The organism is Streptococcus oralis (genome assembly GCF_019929365.1).
Taxonomy (GTDB): Bacteria; Bacillota; Bacilli; order Lactobacillales; family Streptococcaceae; genus Streptococcus; species Streptococcus oralis_BT.
Genome location: NZ_JAHZPH010000005.1, coordinates 101692 through 119800 on the forward strand (window position 1 = coordinate 101692; position 18109 = coordinate 119800).

Annotated in this window: 14 protein-coding genes; 1 reads left to right on the forward strand and 13 read right to left on the reverse strand. The window is 43.0% G+C overall.

Annotated elements, in window-relative coordinates; all coding sequences use genetic code 11:
• Nucleotides 1-9 precede the first annotated feature (9 nt).
• From K1I53_RS07455 to K1I53_RS07515, 13 genes are all read right to left on the reverse strand, one after another.
• Entirely contained in the window at nucleotides 10-4401 is a 4392-nt protein-coding gene (locus tag K1I53_RS07455; RefSeq protein WP_223328914.1) for a PolC-type DNA polymerase III, read from the reverse strand.
• Nucleotides 4402-4588: 187 nt separating this feature from the next.
• Nucleotides 4589-5968 (reverse strand): glycoside hydrolase family 1 protein, encoded by a 1380-nt coding sequence (locus K1I53_RS07460; RefSeq protein ID WP_223328915.1) that lies wholly within the window; start codon nucleotides 5966-5968, stop codon nucleotides 4589-4591.
• Nucleotides 5969-6066: 98 nt separating this feature from the next.
• Complete coding sequence (locus K1I53_RS07465; RefSeq protein ID WP_223328916.1) at nucleotides 6067-7920, reverse strand: proline--tRNA ligase; 1854 nt, start codon at nucleotides 7918-7920, stop codon at nucleotides 6067-6069.
• Between the two features lie 16 nt (nucleotides 7921-7936).
• Complete coding sequence (rseP, locus tag K1I53_RS07470; protein WP_223328917.1) at nucleotides 7937-9193, reverse strand: RIP metalloprotease RseP; 1257 nt, start codon at nucleotides 9191-9193, stop codon at nucleotides 7937-7939.
• Between the two features lie 15 nt (nucleotides 9194-9208).
• On the reverse strand, nucleotides 9209-10012 hold the full coding sequence (locus K1I53_RS07475; protein WP_223328918.1) for a phosphatidate cytidylyltransferase: 804 nt from the start codon (nucleotides 10010-10012) through the stop codon (nucleotides 9209-9211).
• An 8-nt stretch (nucleotides 10013-10020) separates the two neighbouring features.
• Entirely contained in the window at nucleotides 10021-10779 is a 759-nt protein-coding gene (locus K1I53_RS07480) for an isoprenyl transferase (RefSeq protein WP_125448835.1), read from the reverse strand.
• A gap of 419 nt (nucleotides 10780-11198) precedes the next feature.
• Nucleotides 11199-11963, reverse strand: a complete 765-nt coding sequence (locus tag K1I53_RS07485; protein WP_000942251.1) for an amino acid ABC transporter ATP-binding protein — start codon at nucleotides 11961-11963, stop codon at nucleotides 11199-11201.
• Between the two features lie 9 nt (nucleotides 11964-11972).
• Nucleotides 11973-12695, reverse strand: coding sequence for an amino acid ABC transporter permease (locus K1I53_RS07490; protein WP_223328919.1), 723 nt, complete (start codon nucleotides 12693-12695; stop codon nucleotides 11973-11975).
• A 3-nt stretch (nucleotides 12696-12698) separates the two neighbouring features.
• Entirely contained in the window at nucleotides 12699-13391 is a 693-nt protein-coding gene (locus tag K1I53_RS07495; RefSeq protein ID WP_223328920.1) for an amino acid ABC transporter permease, read from the reverse strand.
• Between the two features lie 32 nt (nucleotides 13392-13423).
• Entirely contained in the window at nucleotides 13424-14302 is an 879-nt protein-coding gene (locus K1I53_RS07500) for a transporter substrate-binding domain-containing protein (RefSeq protein ID WP_223328921.1), read from the reverse strand.
• An 11-nt stretch (nucleotides 14303-14313) separates the two neighbouring features.
• Nucleotides 14314-15312, reverse strand: coding sequence for a uroporphyrinogen decarboxylase family protein (locus tag K1I53_RS07505; RefSeq protein WP_223328922.1), 999 nt, complete (start codon nucleotides 15310-15312; stop codon nucleotides 14314-14316).
• Nucleotides 15313-15314: 2 nt separating this feature from the next.
• On the reverse strand, nucleotides 15315-15518 hold the full coding sequence (locus K1I53_RS07510; RefSeq protein ID WP_223328923.1) for a hypothetical protein: 204 nt from the start codon (nucleotides 15516-15518) through the stop codon (nucleotides 15315-15317).
• An 11-nt stretch (nucleotides 15519-15529) separates the two neighbouring features.
• Nucleotides 15530-16534, reverse strand: a complete 1005-nt coding sequence (locus tag K1I53_RS07515) for a uroporphyrinogen decarboxylase family protein (protein WP_223328924.1) — start codon at nucleotides 16532-16534, stop codon at nucleotides 15530-15532.
• A 367-nt stretch (nucleotides 16535-16901) separates the two neighbouring features.
• Between K1I53_RS07515 and K1I53_RS07520 the strand changes: the two genes are divergently transcribed.
• Nucleotides 16902-17759 (forward strand): 5'-nucleotidase, lipoprotein e(P4) family, encoded by an 858-nt coding sequence (locus K1I53_RS07520; protein WP_000703383.1) that lies wholly within the window; start codon nucleotides 16902-16904, stop codon nucleotides 17757-17759.
• The last annotated feature ends 350 nt before the right edge of the window (nucleotides 17760-18109 follow it).

Sequence of the window (18109 nt, forward strand, 5' to 3'; positions counted from 1 at the left end):
TTCTATATTTTAGAAAAATTCATCAAACAAACTCAACTGGTTATCCTCTGGCATATTTCCAAGAATCCCCATTTCATCCATCTTTTCAACCAAGGTTGATGAGAGCCCACCACGCTTGCGCAGTTCTGTCTTAGAGAGGAACTCACCCTCTTCACGCGCACGCACCAACTGCTTAGCAACGTTCTCTCCCAGACCATCCATTGCTACAAATGGTGGGATGAGGGTATCTCCATCAATGATGAATTCAGTTGCATCACTGCGATAGAGGTCCAATTTCCCAAACTTGAAACCTCGTTCCCACATTTCATTGACAATCTCAAGAGTCGTGTAGAGATCGATTTCCACATTAGAGGCTTCGTTGTTCTTCCGTTTTTCAGCGATTTCTGCCATTCTACGCTTGATAGCATCTAAACCTGCCCCCATGGTCTTGATATCAAAAGCCTTGGCGCGGATGGAGAAGTAAGCACAGTAGTAATAAATGGGATGGTGAACCTTGAAGTAGGCTACACGCAAGGCCATCATAACATAGGCTGCTGCATGGGCTTTAGGGAACATATACTTGATTTTTCCACAGGACTCGATATACCACTCTGGCACCTTATTGGCCTTCATAGCTTCGATATAGCCATTTCGCTCCTCTTCGGAAATCTTCAGCCACAAGCCCTTACGCACCCGTTCCATGATGGTAAAGGCCATCTTAGGCTCGAGACCCGCATGCATGAGATAAACCATGATGTCGTCCCGACAACCGATAACAGTTGATAGGTCCGCAATTCCTTGCTTGATCAAATCCTGAGCATTTCCCAACCACACATCGGTACCATGGGACAGACCAGACAGCTGAAGTAACTCCGCAAAAGTCGTCGGATGCGTCTCGTCTACCATCCCACGTACAAAGTTGGTTCCAAATTCTGGAATCCCCAGCATACCCGTCGGTGTTCCGATTTGCTCAGGAGTCACCCCTAGCACATCCGTCCCAGAAAAGAGGGCCATCACGCCTTCATCATCCATAGGGATTTCATTAGGATCAATCCCAGACAAGTCCTGCAATTTCCGAATCATGGTCGGATCATCATGACCCAGCACATCGAGTTTGAGGACATTCTCATCGATATCGTGGAAGTTAAAGTGAGTTGTTTGCCATTCAGCCGTCACATCATCCGCTGGATACTGGACAGGCGTAAAATCATAGACATCCATGTAGTTAGGAATAACAACGATTCCCCCTGGGTGTTGTCCTGTAGTCCGCTTGACACCAGCCGCACCTTGAGCGAGGCGTTCCACCTCTGCATCACGATAAAACTTCCCATAGTCCCGCTCGTAGCCCTTTACAAAGCCATAAGCAGTCTTAGCAGCAACTGTACCAACCGTTCCTGCACGGAAGGCATACTCCTCACCAAAGATATCACGCACATCCAAGTGGGCGCTAGGCTGGTCTTCTCCCGAGAAGTTCAAGTCAATATCGGGAACCTTGTCCCCATCAAAACCAAGGAAGGTCTCGAAAGGAATATCCTGTCCATTTTTGCTAAGTTTATGACCACAGTTTGGACAATCCTTATTGGGCATATCAAAACCTGAACCATAAGAACCATCGGTGATAAACTCACTGTACTGACACTGACCACAAACATAATGAGGAGAGAGAGGGTTAACCTCCGTAATCCCAATCATGGTCGCAACAAAACTGGAACCGACAGATCCACGAGAACCAACCAAGTAGCCCCGTTCATTGGAACGTTGTACTAGCATCTGTGATGCCAGATAAATCACGGCAAATCCATTCCCCAGAATAGAAGTTAATTCTTTTTCAATCCGCAAATCAACGATATCTGGCAGAGGATTTCCATAAATCTCAAAAGCTTTCTTATAGGTCAGCTCAGCGACCGTTTCTTCAGCCTTGTCGATGAAAGGCGTGTACAAGTCACCCTTAACAACCTCAACAGACTCAAATATTTCTGCCAAGGCATTGGTATTTTCAATAACCAGTTTACGAGCCAGTTCCTCGCCCAAGAAGGCAAATTCATCCAACATCTCATTAGTAGTTCGAAAATGAGCCTTGGGAAGAGGAGCTGGCTGGGCATGTTCACCATGACCAATAGTTCGGTTAATCATAGCCCCCTGTCCCAAACTACGGACGATAATTTCACGGTAAATCTCTTCTTCCGGTTCGATATAATGGACATTTCCCGTAGCCAGAACAGGCTTGCCAAGACGGTCTCCAACCTCTATCAAGCTCTTGATAATAGTCTGGAGTTCCTCCATATCCTTAACCTGCTCTTTAGCAATCAATGGTGCATAGATAGCTGGTGGCATGACCTCGATAAAGTCATAATACTTGGCCACCTCAACCGCTGCCTCCACACCTTGAGAAACAACTGCGTCAAAAACTTCACCCTCGGAGCAAGCCGACCCCAAAATCAAGCCCTCCCGATGGGCATCTAGAACCGTTCTCGGAATTCTTGGCACTCCTTCAAAGTACTTGGTATTGGACAAAGAAACCAGTTTAAAGATATTTTTTAGACCTACTTGATTCTTGACATAAATGGTTGCATGCTTGATCCGAGCTTTTTTATAAGAATCTGGACTAATCAAATCAATGTTTAGTCTAGCCAGATCGGTCACGCCATGTTTGTTTGCTACCTCTTTGATAAAGATGAAAAGCAGACGACCAGTAGCTTCCGCATCGTAATTAGCCATGTGGTGGTGTTCAAGTGCTACACCAAAACGCTTGGTCAAAGGCCCCAAACCATGGCGTTTATACTCAGGATAGAGATTTCTAGCAAACTCCAGCGTATCGATAACTGGCTGGCTAATCTTAGGCAGACCATGACGCTCATAATTAGCGTTCATAAAGCCAACGTCAAAGGTCGCATTGTGAGCAACTAAGACTGTATCCTTGCAAAACTCTTGGAATTCTTGTAAAACTTGTTCCAGTGGTTTGGCATTTTTGACATGGTCATCTGTAATTCCAGTTAACTCGGTTGTAAAGGCTGACAAGGGATGCCCGGGATTGATAAATTCATCAAATTCGGCAATAACATTCCCCTTATACATCTTAGAAGCCGCAACCTGAATCAAGTCATTATAGATGGCTGAAAGACCTGTCGTTTCCACGTCAAAAACTACATAGGTAGCTTCCGACAAATCCATCTCCACTTCGTTATAGACGATAGGAACACGATCCTCTACAATATTGGCTTCCATTCCATAGATCAGCTGGATTCCCGCTTTCTTGGCAGCCTTATAGCCATGTGGAAAGGACTGAACATTGCCATGGTCCGTAATGGCAACCGCCTTGTGACCCCATTTTGCAGCTGTCGCAACGATTTCTTCGACCTCTGGTAGAGCATCCATGGTCGACATATTAGTATGAGCATGAAACTCAACCCGACGCTCACCTTCTGGCATCAAATCCTTCCGCTCATAGTGAACAACTTCCTGCACATCCTGCACGTTCATGGTCAAATCGCGTGTAAAGTTATTCATCTCCACATTCCCACGCACTCTGAGCCAAGAATTTTTCTTAATGATGTCAAACTTCTGAGCTTCTTCTTCATTCTTAACCCATTTTTGCATAGAGAAACTTGAAGTGTAGTCCGTCATCTTAAAGTTAATCAAGACACGACCAGTTCTGGTTACCTTATGCTCCACATCAAAAACGACCCCTTCAAAGACCAAACGATTTTCCTCAGTTGTCACATCGATCATCTGGGTAACTTCTGCCTTATCTAGTTTTGGCTTGGCCGCAGCCTTTTTAGCCTGAAAGTCAAAGGTTGGTTTCTCTTCTACTGGAGGAGGAGCCATTTGTTCTAGTTGTTCCATAGCCCGCAAAGCTTCTTCGTTGGCAGCTTGAACGATCTGCTCATTCTCCGCATGGAAGGCTTCCTCCTGCTCTTGTGTAAGGGCATCGTTCTTTTCAATTTGGCATACAAAAGCTGGGAAACCAAACTTTTCAAGTTGATTTGCTAGATTAGGAAGATGATTCTTCTTAAAGTGTTCCTTATCAACCGCCTCTGACCCTTCAATAAAGAGCTGATTTCCCTCCGCACGAACTTGTAAATTCTGAAAAAGAGATTTAAAGCCTTGGCTTGCACATGGACCTTCAGAAAATGCCTCCTTGTAGTAGGCCTGTAAGAGTTCATTAGAAAATTCTTGAGAGAGCGCCTTGATTTCGAAAACAGCTTTATTCCCTGTCTTAGAAAATTCTTCACTAAGCCCTTTCTTTAACTCTAAAAAGATTTCAATCGGTAAAATATTAGAAAATACAAAATGAAATTCCCAGACCTTACTAATTTTATGAACCACAACACGCTCAATGCTTGCATCAATAAGAGCAAGATTCTGTTTCAGTTGGTCAGAGATTCCTAGTTGATTCATTAAGATTTCAAACTTACTTGACATTCATTTCCCTCACATTATTCTCTTACTATTTTACCATAATTAAAGAAAATATATAGCTAGTACCATTTTCCTTGCGATTTAGATGGAAAGGTTTTATCATACTTGTAGTAGATAAAACTATACTGATCCATAGTCACATATTAAAAAGTGAGATGACATCTCACTTGGCATCTCACTCTTTTTATTCTTAAAATCCATTATTGTCGCTGAGCTCTTTGAACCAGTGGCCTGATTTCTTCAGGTGGCGTTCTTGCGTTTCCAAGTCAAGCTCAACCAAACCATAGCGGTTTTTATAGCTATTGAGCCATGACCAGCAGTCAATAAAGGTCCAGATTAAGTAACCTTTACAGTTAGCACCATCTTCGATAGCGCGATGGAGTTCACGCAAATGCCCTTTGACAAAGTCGATACGATAGTCGTCTTGAATCATGCCATTCTCACGGAATTTATCTTCACCTTCAACACCCATGCCATTCTCTGTCAACATCCACTCGATATTACCATAATTTTCTTTGATATTTTGGGCAATATCATAAATCCCTTGCTCGTAGATTTCCCAACCACGGTGGGGATTGATCTTACGACCTGGCATGACGTAAGGCTCATAGAAATGTTCAGGCAGAAGCGGGCTGTCAGGATGCTTGGCAAAACGAGGGGCCATAACACGCAAAGGCTGGTAGTAGTTGACTCCAAGAAAGTCCACTGTATGCTGACGAATAAGCTCCAACTCCTCAGCTGTATACTCTGGCAGCAAATCATGCTCAGACAAAATTTTCACCAATTCCTCTGGATAAGTCCCCAAGACAGATGGATCTAGGAAAGATTGGGCTTGAAAGAGATCCGCAATGCGCGCAGCCTTGACATCTGCAGGGTGCTGGCTACGTGGATAAGCTGGTGTCAAGTTGAGGACAATCCCAATCTTGGAATCAGGCAAAATCTCATGACAGGCCTTAACCGCAAGACTACTAGCCAGTTGTGTGTGATAGGCTACCTTAACCGCCGCTTTGGCATCTACCTTATGAGGATAATGGGCATCATAAAAATAGCCAAACTCTACAGGTACGATGGGCTCGTTAAAGGTAATCCATTGGTCCACCAAGTCGCCATAAGTCTCAAAACAAAAACGAGCATAGTCTTCATAAGCCTTGACAGTTTCCTTATTTTCCCAACCATCGCCGTCTTCTTGGAGGGCAAATGGCAGGTCGAAGTGATAGAGATTGACTAAGAGACGAATCCCCTTGGCCTTAATAGCCTCAAAAACCTGACGGTAGAAAGCCACCCCTTGCGGATTGACCTCTCCACGACCTTGCGGGAAAATACGAGACCACTGAATAGAAGTTCGGAAGGCTGTATGCCCAGTCTCTACCAAAAGCTCAATATCCTTTTTCCAGTTTTCATAGAAAGTCGATGTTTTATCAGGTCCAATCCCATTGTAGTAGCGGTTTGGCTCTGCATGATACCAATAATCCCAGAGATTATCTCCTTTACCATCACCAAGCACTCGTCCTTCTGTCTGTGGTCCAGAAGTGGAGGAACCCCAAACAAAATCCTTTGGAAATTTTAGCATAGCTTTACCTCTTCGTTTACTCATTTTCCCCATTATATAGAAAAAACAAGGTAAAAACTAGTTACATTTTTGCCTTGTTTTTCTTCTGATTATAGTTTTTATTTCTTGCTTAGGATTTCAAGGGTTTCGAGCAAGTTGTCTGTATGAACTTCGATGGTGTCACCAGTCGCCTTAATCTTAACTTCTACGATGCCATCAGCTGCTTTCTTCCCAACAGTGATACGGATTGGCAACCCAATCAAGTCGCTATCGCTAAACTTCACTCCGACACGTTCGTTACGGTCATCTGTCAAGACTTCGTAACCAGCTTCCATCAAGCTAGACTCAAGTTTTTCTGTCAAGGCTTGCGCTTCTTCGTCTTTGACATTGACAGTGATCAAGTGCACATCAAATGGTGCCAATTCTTTAGGGAAGTTAACTCCCCAAGCGTAACGGTATTCACCTTTTGGCGTTTTGTTGACAAAGAGGCGAGCGTGTTGCTCCATAACGGCTGAAAGAAGACGGCTAACACCGATACCGTAACATCCCATGATGATTGGGATAGCGCGACCATTTTCATCCAAGACATCTGCCCCCATACTTGCTGAGTAACGAGTTCCTAGCTTGAAGATGTGACCAATTTCGATACCACGGGCAAAGTTAAGAACACCTTGTCCGTCTGGTGAAATTTCACCCTCACGAACTTCACGGATATCCACATATTCTGCAGTAAAATCGCGACCTGGATTGACACCAGTTAAGTGGTAACCATCTTCGTTGGCACCAGCAACAGCATTGCGAAGATCTTGCACCTTACGGTCTGCAATGATTTTGACATTTTCTGGCAAACCAACTGGTCCTAGAGAACCAAAGCCTGCTGATACGACACTTGCGACTTCTTCCTCGCTCGCAACGTCAAAGAAATCTGCACCCAAATGGTTCTTCAACTTAACTTCGTTGAGTTGGTCATTTCCAACTAGCAGGGCAGCAACAAGCTCTCCATCTGCCATGTAGAAGAGGGTTTTGATTGTTTGTTCTTCTGGGATATTTAGGAAGGCTGCGACTTCATCGATGGATTTAACACCTGGAGTTTCGACGCGAGTCACTTCTTCTTCCGCAACGACACGGTTGCTTGGTTTGTACTCGTTTGTTGCCATTTCTAAGTTAGCTGCATAGCTAGACTCACTTGAGTAGGCAATAGTATCTTCACCAGAAACCATCCATTTGAGCAATTCTGCCTTGATTTCTTCTTGTACTTCTGCAGGAATTTCATCAAATGAGGCAACTGACTTGTCTAAGACAACCCAGCGATCAAGGTCTGTACGGGCTGGTGTAATGGCCATAAATTCTTGGCTATCCTTACCACCCATGGCACCACCGTCACCGATGATGGCCTTGAAGTCCAAGCCACTACGAGTGAAAATTCGTTCATAGGCCGCCTTGTACTCGTCATAAGTCACATCCAAACTATCGTAATTAGCATGGAAACTATATCCATCTTTCATGATAAATTCACGCGTACGGAGAAGTCCGTTACGTGGGCGTTTCTCATCACGGTACTTCGGTTGGATTTGGTAAAGGTTGAGTGGCAATTGCTTGTAAGACTTGACAGAGTCACGAACAATAGCTGTAAAAGTTTCTTCGTGTGTCGGACCTAGGATAAAGTCTGACTTTTCACGATTTTTCAGTTTATAAAGGTCTTCACCATAAGTTTCATAACGACCTGATTCACGCCAAAGATCGGCACTGAGAAGGGCAGGAGCCAACATCTCCACCGCACCAATCTTATCAAATTCTTGGCGCATGATGTTCTTGGCTTTTTCGATTACACGGTTAGCAAGTGGCAGGTAAGAGTAGACACCGGCAGAAACTTGACGAACATAACCAGCACGCAACATAAGGGCATGGCTGATAACTTGAGCATCGCTTGGCATTTCGCGAAGCGTTGGGATTAGCATTTTACTTTGTTTCATAATATTCCTCGATTATCTAAAAGAAGAGTCGCATAATGTCATTCCAGGTCACAGCTAGCATCAAGACAACCATGATAACTACACCAGCCATGGTGACATAGGTTTCAATTTCTTGTTTAAGGGGTTTCCGGCGGATAGCCTCTAGGATATTGAGCACAATCTTTCCACCATCCAAAGCCGGAATCGGAATCAAGTTAAAAATCCCGATATTGATGGAAATCATGGCTAGGAAATAGAGGACATTCTCAATTCCATTTTTAGCAGCATCGCTACTTGCCTTAAAAATGGCAACGGGACCGCCGAGTTTGTTCAAATCTGGATGGAAAATCAAGTTTTTCAGAGCCGAAAGGATACGAAGCCCTGAATCAGCAGCGGTTGTAAATCCACCAACAAACATGGATAGAAAGTCTGACTTGACTCCCGGTTGAACCCCGATAATATAACGTCCTTGATTTTCTTCTGGCGTTACCGTGACTTGTTTTTCGCTACCATTTTCAGAAATGGTCACATCCAAGGTCGGGGCTGTCTTGTCCTTGGTATCCGCTTCCACAGCCTGAGTCAAGTCTTGCCAATTCTTAACCTCATGCGAGCCGACCTTGGTAATTTGAGCGGTCTCAGCTACGCCTACCTTAGCCAAAGCTCCCTCTGGCATGACATGAAAGAGATTGGTCTGAGTATCTCTAATACCGCCTTGCAAAAAGATCAAGATCCAAAAAACAACAACACCTAAGATAAAGTTATTCATAGGACCTGCAAAGTTGGTGATGAGCTTCCCCCAGATAGAAGCATTTTGATACTGTACATCCAAAGGAGCGATGCGCACTTCGGTTCCGTCTTCTTCAACAACCGTTGCATCGTGATCTACTGTAAAAGTCTTTTCTTCTTCCAAGACCAAACCCTTGATAAAGAGCTTGTCTTCAAAGTCAAACTGGGTTACCTGCATAGGGAGAGCTGTTTGATCCAGTTTCTTCCCTGAGAGGTTGATCCGTTTGACCTTACCATCATCAGCAAGTGTTAAACTGACTGGAGTTCCTGTCTTGATTTCTGTCGCATCATCACCCCAGCCTGCCATACGAACATAGCCTCCTAGAGGAAGGATTCGAATGGTATAAGCAGTGCCATCCTTACCGATATGGGAAAAAATCTTGGGCCCCATACCAATGGCAAATTCACGAACTAAAATGCCCGATTTCTTGGCAAAATAAAAATGTCCAAACTCATGCACCACCACAATAATCCCAAAAACGAGGATAAAGGTTAGCAATCCAATCATTCAATATTCCTTTCTTTAAAACAGGCCGAATAAGTGCATCATTGGAAACACAATCAGCATGCTGTCAAAGCGATCCAATACACCACCATGTCCAGGGATAAATTTTCCAGAATCCTTGACACCGAAATGGCGTTTCATGGCACTCTCAATCAAGTCACCAAACTGACCTGCCACACTGAAGAAGACGGCAAAGAGGCCCATTCTATAAATCCCATAAGGGAGAGCAACTGTGCTGTCTACTAGCATGAAGATTGCTGTTACCAGTACCGCACCTAGAATACCACCGATAAAGCCCTCAATGCTCTTATTGGGAGAAACTCTTGGCGCCAACTTATGCTTGCCAAAATTCATCCCTATCAGGTAAGCTGCGCTATCTGTTGCCCAGACGATAAAGAGGGCCAGAAGCACCTTGTCAAAACCTGCCACCCGAGCATCTAGTAAGGCGTTAAAGCCAAAACCAACATAAAAGCTCACAGCAATTGGAAAGGCAGCATCTTCAATCGTATAGCTTTTACTGAAAACGGTCGTCCCTAGCATTATGGTAATCAAAACACTATAGACAACCACATTCCCATCAACTGGCAAAAAAGTTAGGTAGTTTTCTAAGGGGATTGTGAGGGCAAAGGTCGCAAAGAGAGTCATGGCACCCTCGATGGTCATGGTCTTTAGTCCCTTCATCTGCAAGAGTTCATGGACAGCCAGCATCGCTAACAAACCAATGCCTATCTGCAACAAGAGTCCTCCCACAAACAATACTGGAAGGAAAATGGCCAGGGCAAATACCGCAAACAATGTTCTCTTTTGTAAATCTTGGGTCATATCTTCTCCTAAACTCCTCCAAATCGGCGATTCCGACGATTATAGGCTGTAATAGCCGCCTTCAAAGAGGCTTCATCAAAATCAGGCCACAAGGTATCCGTAAAGTAAAGCTCACTATAGGCTGCTTGCCATGGCAAGAAATTACTCAAACGCAACTCACCACTCGTACGGATAATCAAATCAGGATCTCGCAAATCCTTTGGCAGGCGTTGTGTGAAAAGATAATCCCCTATCATATCTTCTGTAATATCACCTGGATTGATTTTGGCATCTAGAACTTCCTGAGCCAAGCTCTTAAAAGCCTGCGTAATTTCAGCACGACCACCATAGTTAAGCGCAAAATTGAGAATCAATCCTGTATTGTTCTTGGTCAATTCCTCTGCTTTTTTCAAAGCTTCAAAGGTTGGCTTAGGCAGACGGTCTGTCTCCCCAATCATCTGAATCTTAACATTATTTGCATGCAATTCAGGGACGTAGTTATCATAAAACTCGACTGGCAAGTTCATGATAAACTTGACTTCTTGATCTGGACGCGTCCAGTTTTCCGTTGAAAAGGCATAAACCGTGATGACCTTGACTCCCATCTTATTAGCTGCCTTGGTCACCTTTTGGAGGGCTTCCATCCCTGCCTTATGACCAAAAACCCGTGGTTGCATCCGTTTTTTAGCCCAGCGGCCATTCCCATCCATGATGATACCAATGTGAGCAGGAACCTGTGTTGGAACCTCAACTTCTACAGCTTTATCTTTCTTAAAAAATCCAAACATGATCTTATTCCTATTCAAAAATCTATCGTTTCATTATACCATATTTCCCTCTATTCTTCTATTGCTAAGTTACTGCCCCTGCTTACAGATAGACAAAAAATAAGTCACCTGATTGGGCGACTTAATTTTATAGGGAGATTATTATGAAAAAGTTTTAGGAGTTTAAGTTAAGTTTCTCTTAACTTATGAGCTTAGTATACACCTCCTAGCTTAAATTTTTCTTAAGTTTTTTGAGAAATGAAAAATCTAAAATAAGATTGCCCACTTGAGTGTACGAAAAGTAGCTCAAATCATCTCAAATAGCCAATCTAAGTCTAAAACCTAGCTTTTTCTGAAAGTCATTTCAAGCTGACACCTTTTTCCATAGTTTATAGATTGAAACTTTGCCTCATAAGTTACTTTCATAATGCACTTATCTATCAAATCATATATTCTACACTATAGCTAGCGTCTGATAAGATACGAGCCAGAAACTGCTTGGTTCGTTCTTCTTGTGGACGACTAAAGAAATCGTGGGGATTATTCTCCTCTACGATACGGCCTCCATCCATGAAAATAACGTGGTTAGCGACATCCCTAGCAAATCCCATCTCATGTGTGACGACCACCATGGTCACACCTTCTCCCGCCAACTGTTTCAGAACATCCAAAACATCTCCAACCAACTCAGGGTCTAGTGCAGATGTTGGTTCATCTAGCAAAATCACCTCGGGCTTGACGGCAATGGCACGCGCAATTCCTATTCGTTGTTGTTGCCCTCCAGATAGTTGTGAAGGGTAGTAGTCCTTATAGGCCAGTAAACCAACTTTTTCCAAGGCAGATTCTGCACGTTTGAGCGCTTCTTCCTTGGGAACTTTACGAGCCACGATTAGGCCTTCTAGAATATTTTCCAGAGCAGTTTTATTTGCAAAGAGATTGTAGTGTTGGAAAACAAAGGCTGTTTTTTGGCGAATTTCTAGAATGTCTTTCTTGCTTAATTTGGCTAAGTCATAGGTCTTTCCTGCCAAGGTCAAACGGCCACTGTCAGCTTTTTCTAAGTGGTTGAGACAACGGAGAAAGGTCGTTTTCCCCGAACCTGATGGTCCTAAAATAACGACGACATCCCCTTGGTTGACCTGGAGATTGACATCCTCCAGCACCTGCCTCTCACCAAATGTTTTTGCGATATGTTCTACTTGTAACATCCTGTCCTCCTATACAAAACGCGCGCTAGATGTTTTTGCTCTCTTTTCTTTTTTCACATAGCCTTTTTCTAATACAGAAAAGCCCCACTGAATCAAACCACAGATCAAAATATACTGCAAAAAGATCACAAAATAAGACTCAAAATACTGGTAACCGTAGGACGCTTCTACACGGGCAATAGCGGTGATATCCTTGATAGTCATAACAAAGACCAGGGAGGTCCCTTTGACGATATTGATTACCAGATTGGCCAAGTTAGGCAAGGCTGAGCGCAAGGCTTGAGGAAAAACAATCCTTAGATAGGCCTGGGTCGTAGTCAGCCCAATCGCATGCGCCGCCTCTAGTTGTCCCTTGTCCACCGTCAAGATAGCTGAACGCAAAATCTCCGATAAACTCCCGACTGTCATCAAACTATAAATGATAAAGGCATAATAGAGAGGATCAAGCTTGAAAATATCAAAGTCACTTCCTATGCTTTTGAGAAATTGATTCAGCAAACTTGGAAATAAACTATAAAAGAAGAGAATCAATAAAATCGGAGGAGTCGCTCGGATAAACGCCAGATAGACCAGAGAAAAACTCCTCACCCCTCGAACCTTGTAAATCTGCCCCAAGGCCAAAAATAGAGCCGGTAAAAAGCTTAAGACCATAGCCACAATCATGATAATCAAGGTGATTGGCACACCTTTCAAGGTCTCCAGAAAGGTCTTTACAATATAGTCTATATCCATTTCTTACCTCCCTTTTGTTTCCAAAGACTTCTCAAGCAAACGACTCAAGCTAGAAATAACCAAGGCAATCCCCCAGTAAAGAAGTGCAACTGCCGTATAGGTTTCCAGAGAGTAGTTCCCTAAATTGCGACTGATCAAGAGATTGCCTGCCCCCATAACATCAACAAAACCAATCGTATAAGCCAAGGCAGCATCTCGCATGAGATTGAGAATAGCGGTCGTTATATTGGGAAGAGCAACCTGAAAAGCTTGGGGAAAAATGATTCTCCAAAAAGTCTGACTTGGAGTCAAACCAATACTAAGCCCGGCCTCTGTCTGCCCCTTTGGAATAGCTTGATAGGACGCCTTGAAAACCTCGGCAACGATAGCCGCAAACAAGAGAATCATCGTCAAGAGAACAAAAATAGTTTTAGACAAGTTGTTGATATCCAAACCCAGCCACCATTTCAGAAATTCTGGCAAGCCATAAAAGACTAGAAAAAGCAAGACAATCGGCGGTGTACAACGAAGGGTGAAAATATAGCCTTTGGAAATCGCTGCAAAACTCTTGTCTTCTCCTACTTGCGCCCAGGCCAAGAGACCTCCAAAAAGGGAACCAAGAAGAGTGGTAAAAAAGAGAATGTACAAGGTCATAGGAAGCGCCTGCCATAAGGTCGGCAAAAACTGAAAGACCTTGGAAAAATCATAAGAAACCATGCAAAACCCTTTCTAGTCTTGGAATTTCTGGTCTAGTCTTTGTCTACGTAACTAAAGACATCTTCTTTAAAGTATTGCTGAGATAGCTTAGCAAGCGTGCCATCTTCTTTCAACTCTTTAATTGCTTTTTCGTATTCTTTAGCAAATTTCTCACCCTTTTCATCACGGTGAATCAAGGGATAAGTTGGAATGCCCTTATATGGGAACCAGCTGAGTTTGTCCGCATATTGGTGGTAAGGGCCATCTTCTGCGGTAACTGCTTTTTCAAAGGACAGTTTGATATCAAAGAAGGCATCATAACGTCCTTCTAAGACCCAAGCATAGGCATCTGCCACTTTGAAGGATTCAGCTGCTGTCAGCTCAATCGGTGCATCCTGATGTTTTTCATTGTAGCTGGTGATGACATTCCATTGAGCATTCTGTGGAGAGATAGGAACCAATTTCCCTTTATTCTTAGCAAAATCATCAATGGTTTTGTATTTCTGTTCATCTTCTTTTCTGACAGTAAATCCAATAATGCTCGCTCCGACTGGTTCAGATGGAATGACAAACTTTTTAGCTCGTTCTTCTGTGTACCAAGCTCCCTTGGTTCCGATGTCATACTTGCCTGATTCCAGACCAATCAAGAGGTCGTCATCACTGGTACCCGTATATTCAAATTGATAGTTTGCCAACTTCTCATCAACAGCCTTCAAAACAGCTACTTCATAACCATCTGATTCCCCTTTTTCATTGACAAAGTCATAAGGTACGTAGTTTTGTGTATGGGCAACCTTCAAGGTTATGACTTCAGCAGACGAAGCCGTTTCTCCCTCCTTGGATGGAGCGCCAGCTAAACTTCTCCCGATAATCGTTGCCCCAATTACTGTAACAACTGCTACACCACCGATAATCCATGCTTTTTTACTCATCTTTTTCTCCTTTAGTTTTCAAGCGCTTCTCTCACCCACTGGATACGTTCAGTTGCGATATCACTTGGAATGGTACAATCTGCCCCAAGTACCAAGCCCTGTTCCCCAGCTTCTGCAACTAGTTTCTTTGCCTCAGCCTGAATGGCGTCCTTGCTACCAGTATACAACAAGCCCGTCTTGCCATTTTCGAATCCTCCAAGAACCGTACGTCCCTTGAAAATCTCACGACCTTCCTTGAGAGTGATTCCTTCTGGTCCTACAGCCCAGTTAAAGACTTGGGCTGGATAGTCTGCAAAAAGATGAATATCATTTCGCGCCCCCTCGTAGCCACAGATATGAAGAACAGTAACACCACCAACAGCACTAGCTGCTTCCAGAACCGTTATCTCGCTAGGTGCAATGACGGTTTGATAATTTGCTGCCGACACTCGTTGATCTTGGATACTTTGCACACTGAGGTAGATTCCATCAGCACCAGCCTCTTCGATGACCGCTCGACTGAGACTAGCAATATCTTCTGCAATCACATCCAACACCTTCTTCAGAGCTTCAGGATCTTCCACCAAAAAATCTGCAATGAGGTCATCCCCACCAGACACTTCCCCTAGTAGCCACTTGAGATAGGTCACAGGAGCAAAAATATTGTAAATCGCAACGATATCTTCTGTGAACTCTTGCTTGATTTTCTTAACCAAGTCCACCTGCTCTTTTATCCAAGCGTGATCTGGTCCGAGTGGTTGAATGGTCGCCAATTCTTGAAGTGATTTTCCTTTGGCAATCGCTGGATTTGGATAAACAAAGTACCCATCACTCATGAGTTTGATAAAGTCTGGCTGAACTTCTCGGATAAAGCGCTTATGCCCCTCGATATTCTTCTCGATAATGGCTGGATTTGAGAAACCGTCTAGCCATTCGTCTTCGGATGTGAAATGGTGCCAAAAGCCTACTGGCACACGATCAACTTTCTCACCTCTAAATGCTTTTAAAACCCATTCTCTTTTTTCTGACATTCTTATTCTCCATTTCTTACTTTTTCAACTAATAAACTGCTTGCGATATCATTTGAGCGTAGAAAGGGGAGACTGGACTTGGAAAAATCCTGAACTCCACGACATCTCTCTCCATTTTTGCAGTGCCCATTTTTTAGGACGCTTATGGTGACCAAGGCCAGCAAACCGACAACTGCAATGAAGATTCCCCATCTTTTACTTTTCATAGCTCCTCCTTTTAGAGAACCGCTGCCTGCCGAATCCAGTCCAACCTCTCTAAGTCAAAGTCATCTGGAACGGTACAGTCAGCTCCCAGAAGAACGCCTTTACTACCAGCTTCAGCTAGCAACCGTCTTGTTTCATTTTGCAATTCTACCTTGGAACCTTGATAAAGCAAACTTTTCTTGCCATTTTCAAATCCACCTAAAACGGCCTTGCCTCGAAACAACTCCTGACCCTGTGTCAAACTAACATTCTCATGGTGAGTCGCCCAGTTGACAACTTGCGCTGGATAGTCCTTAAATATCGTCACATCATTACTCGCACCTTCAAAACCACAGATATGGAGGATATTGGTCCCACCAACCTGATTGGCTGTCTCCAAAACTGCTATATTGCTCGGTTCGATATAGGTTTGGTAGAGTGTTGGTGTGATACGTTCATCTTGAATTTCCTGGGTGCTGAGGTAAATCCCATCGACTCCACCTTGCTGGATAATTTTCTGAGTTAGGATAGCAATATCTCTTGCAATCACATCTAGAATCGCTCTGAATCGCTCAGGATTTTCAAGTAATAGGTCAGTCACTTCCCTATCTCCTCGAGAAGCTTCTGTACGGAACCAGCGTTTAAGGTAGGAGATCGGTGAAAAGATATTGTAGAAAGAAGCAATCTCTTCGGTAAAGGTCTCTCGAATCGCTTGTACCACTTCCACCTGTTGCTGAATCCATGGGTGTTCCTCACCAATCGACTCAATAGAAGTCAGCTCCTGAATGCTTGCAATCTTAGGACTATAGACATTACTTGGATAAAGGAAAAAACCGTCGCTCATAATTTTAACAAAATCAGGACGAATCCTTTCCACATAGTTGCGATGCCCATCAACACTTTTTTGAAAGATACGTGGATTATTTAATCCCTGCCCCTTTTCTTCGAGTGTTACAAAATGAAACCAAAATCCCACAGGAACTCTTTCCACTTCATCGCCTCGAATCGCTCTAAAGACTAGATCTCTTTTACTTGCCATACCTTTCTCCTTCCATTTGGATTGAAACCATCTTACCACTCCTTTTCCCCTTTTCCCAATATATATTGACTATCAACTCGATTGGAAATTTTTATATCTATAAAGAAAAAATCCCTGAAAAGCTTGATGTTACTAGCCTTTCAAAGATTCACTTTATTTTCATCTATTTTTCAAAAAGGAGTTGATATAGATTTTCTATCAAGTCGATTGGATTTTTTTATAACCCCTCTTCATTCCAAAATTAAGTACATAATTTTATCCTAATACCAAATTACTACTGAAAAATTTATTTTCTCCCGATATTCCCTTGCACAAATCCCATGAAAACGCTACAATATTAATAGACTATTATTAGGAGGATGGGATTATGAAAATATCCAAAGTTACCATTACAATTGCTTCTACACTTGCTTCCGTCATTTTACTGACTGGCTGTGGCACAAATTCGGCAAATTCACAGACAACACAAAGTAGTACATCTGATAATCAGGTTACAATGACCTATGATCAGTTGCGTTCAAGAGAGAACACTATGTCAACCCTTTGGTATCAAAAAGCAGCTGAAACCAAGGCACTCTATCTACAAGGTTACAATGTCGCTACTGATCGTTTGAAAGAACTACTAAAAACACAGACAGATAAACCCTACTCTATCGTTTTGGACTTAGACGAAACCGTATTAGACAATAGCCCTTATCAAGCGCAAAATGTCAAAGATGGAACAGCATTTACCCCAGAAAACTGGGATGTCTGGGTAAAAAAAGCCGCAGCCAAGGCTGTACCAGGTGCTAAAGACTTTCTCCAATTTGCAGACCAAAACGGTGTCCAAATTTACTACGTATCTGACCGCACGATAGACCAGGTAGATGATACGATCAAAAACCTAGAAAACGAAGGGATTCCTGTACAAAGCCGCGATCATCTCATGTTCTTAGAAAAAGGTGTCAAATCTAAAGAAGGTCGTAGACAAGCAGTCCAAGAAAAAACCAACTTAGTCATGCTACTAGGAGACAATCTTGTGGACTTTGCAGAGTTTTCAAAGACCTCTGAAACTGAGCGCGACCAAAAATTAGAGGAATTACAAAAAGAGTTTGGTGAGAAATTCATCATTTTCCCTAACCCAATGTACGGATCATGGGAAAGCACTGTTTACAATGGTAATAAATTGGATGCCAAGGGTCAAACTGAAGAGCGCCAAAAAAACTTACAAGGTTTTGATAAATAAAATAAGAGAGCTATCTACCAGTTTACACCAACTACAAGATATCGTATTTGCGAGAATATCAAAAAAAGACGATTTCCAAGCGGAAATCGTCTTTTAATAGGACAGACTTCTCCAATTCAAAATGTACTTCATTTAGTATATGTGTAGCCATAAATCATATTTTCTAAGTGGTTTATACATGACTGTTCATCAGAAAAAGAAGATATGCAAAATTTTGAAATTTTGATATAATAAAACTATCAAAAAGTAAAGGAACGATTGGTATGAAAGCAATCACAGCTCACAGCTCACAGCTCACAGCTCACAGCTCACAGCTCACAGCTCACAGCTCACAGCTCACAGCTCACAGC

Excerpts from the sequence above, each read along its gene's own strand:
- K1I53_RS07455 (WP_223328914.1), bottom strand. The coding sequence starts at position 4,401 with ATGTCAAGTAAGTTTGAAATCTTAATGAATCAACTAGGAATCTCTGAC.
- K1I53_RS07460 (WP_223328915.1), bottom strand. The coding sequence starts at position 5,968 with ATGCTAAAATTTCCAAAGGATTTTGTTTGGGGTTCCTCCACTTCTGGA.
- K1I53_RS07465 (WP_223328916.1), bottom strand. The coding sequence starts at position 7,920 with ATGAAACAAAGTAAAATGCTAATCCCAACGCTTCGCGAAATGCCAAGC.
- rseP (WP_223328917.1), bottom strand. The coding sequence starts at position 9,193 with ATGATTGGATTGCTAACCTTTATCCTCGTTTTTGGGATTATTGTGGTG.
- K1I53_RS07475 (WP_223328918.1), bottom strand. The coding sequence starts at position 10,012 with ATGACCCAAGATTTACAAAAGAGAACATTGTTTGCGGTATTTGCCCTG.
- K1I53_RS07480 (WP_125448835.1), bottom strand. The coding sequence starts at position 10,779 with ATGTTTGGATTTTTTAAGAAAGATAAAGCTGTAGAAGTTGAGGTTCCA.
- K1I53_RS07485 (WP_000942251.1), bottom strand. The coding sequence starts at position 11,963 with ATGTTACAAGTAGAACATATCGCAAAAACATTTGGTGAGAGGCAGGTG.
- K1I53_RS07490 (WP_223328919.1), bottom strand. The coding sequence starts at position 12,695 with ATGGATATAGACTATATTGTAAAGACCTTTCTGGAGACCTTGAAAGGT.
- K1I53_RS07495 (WP_223328920.1), bottom strand. The coding sequence starts at position 13,391 with ATGGTTTCTTATGATTTTTCCAAGGTCTTTCAGTTTTTGCCGACCTTA.
- K1I53_RS07500 (WP_223328921.1), bottom strand. The coding sequence starts at position 14,302 with ATGAGTAAAAAAGCATGGATTATCGGTGGTGTAGCAGTTGTTACAGTA.
- K1I53_RS07505 (WP_223328922.1), bottom strand. The coding sequence starts at position 15,312 with ATGTCAGAAAAAAGAGAATGGGTTTTAAAAGCATTTAGAGGTGAGAAA.
- K1I53_RS07510 (WP_223328923.1), bottom strand. The coding sequence starts at position 15,518 with ATGAAAAGTAAAAGATGGGGAATCTTCATTGCAGTTGTCGGTTTGCTG.
- K1I53_RS07515 (WP_223328924.1), bottom strand. The coding sequence starts at position 16,534 with ATGGCAAGTAAAAGAGATCTAGTCTTTAGAGCGATTCGAGGCGATGAA.
- K1I53_RS07520 (WP_000703383.1), top strand. The coding sequence starts at position 16,902 with ATGAAAATATCCAAAGTTACCATTACAATTGCTTCTACACTTGCTTCC.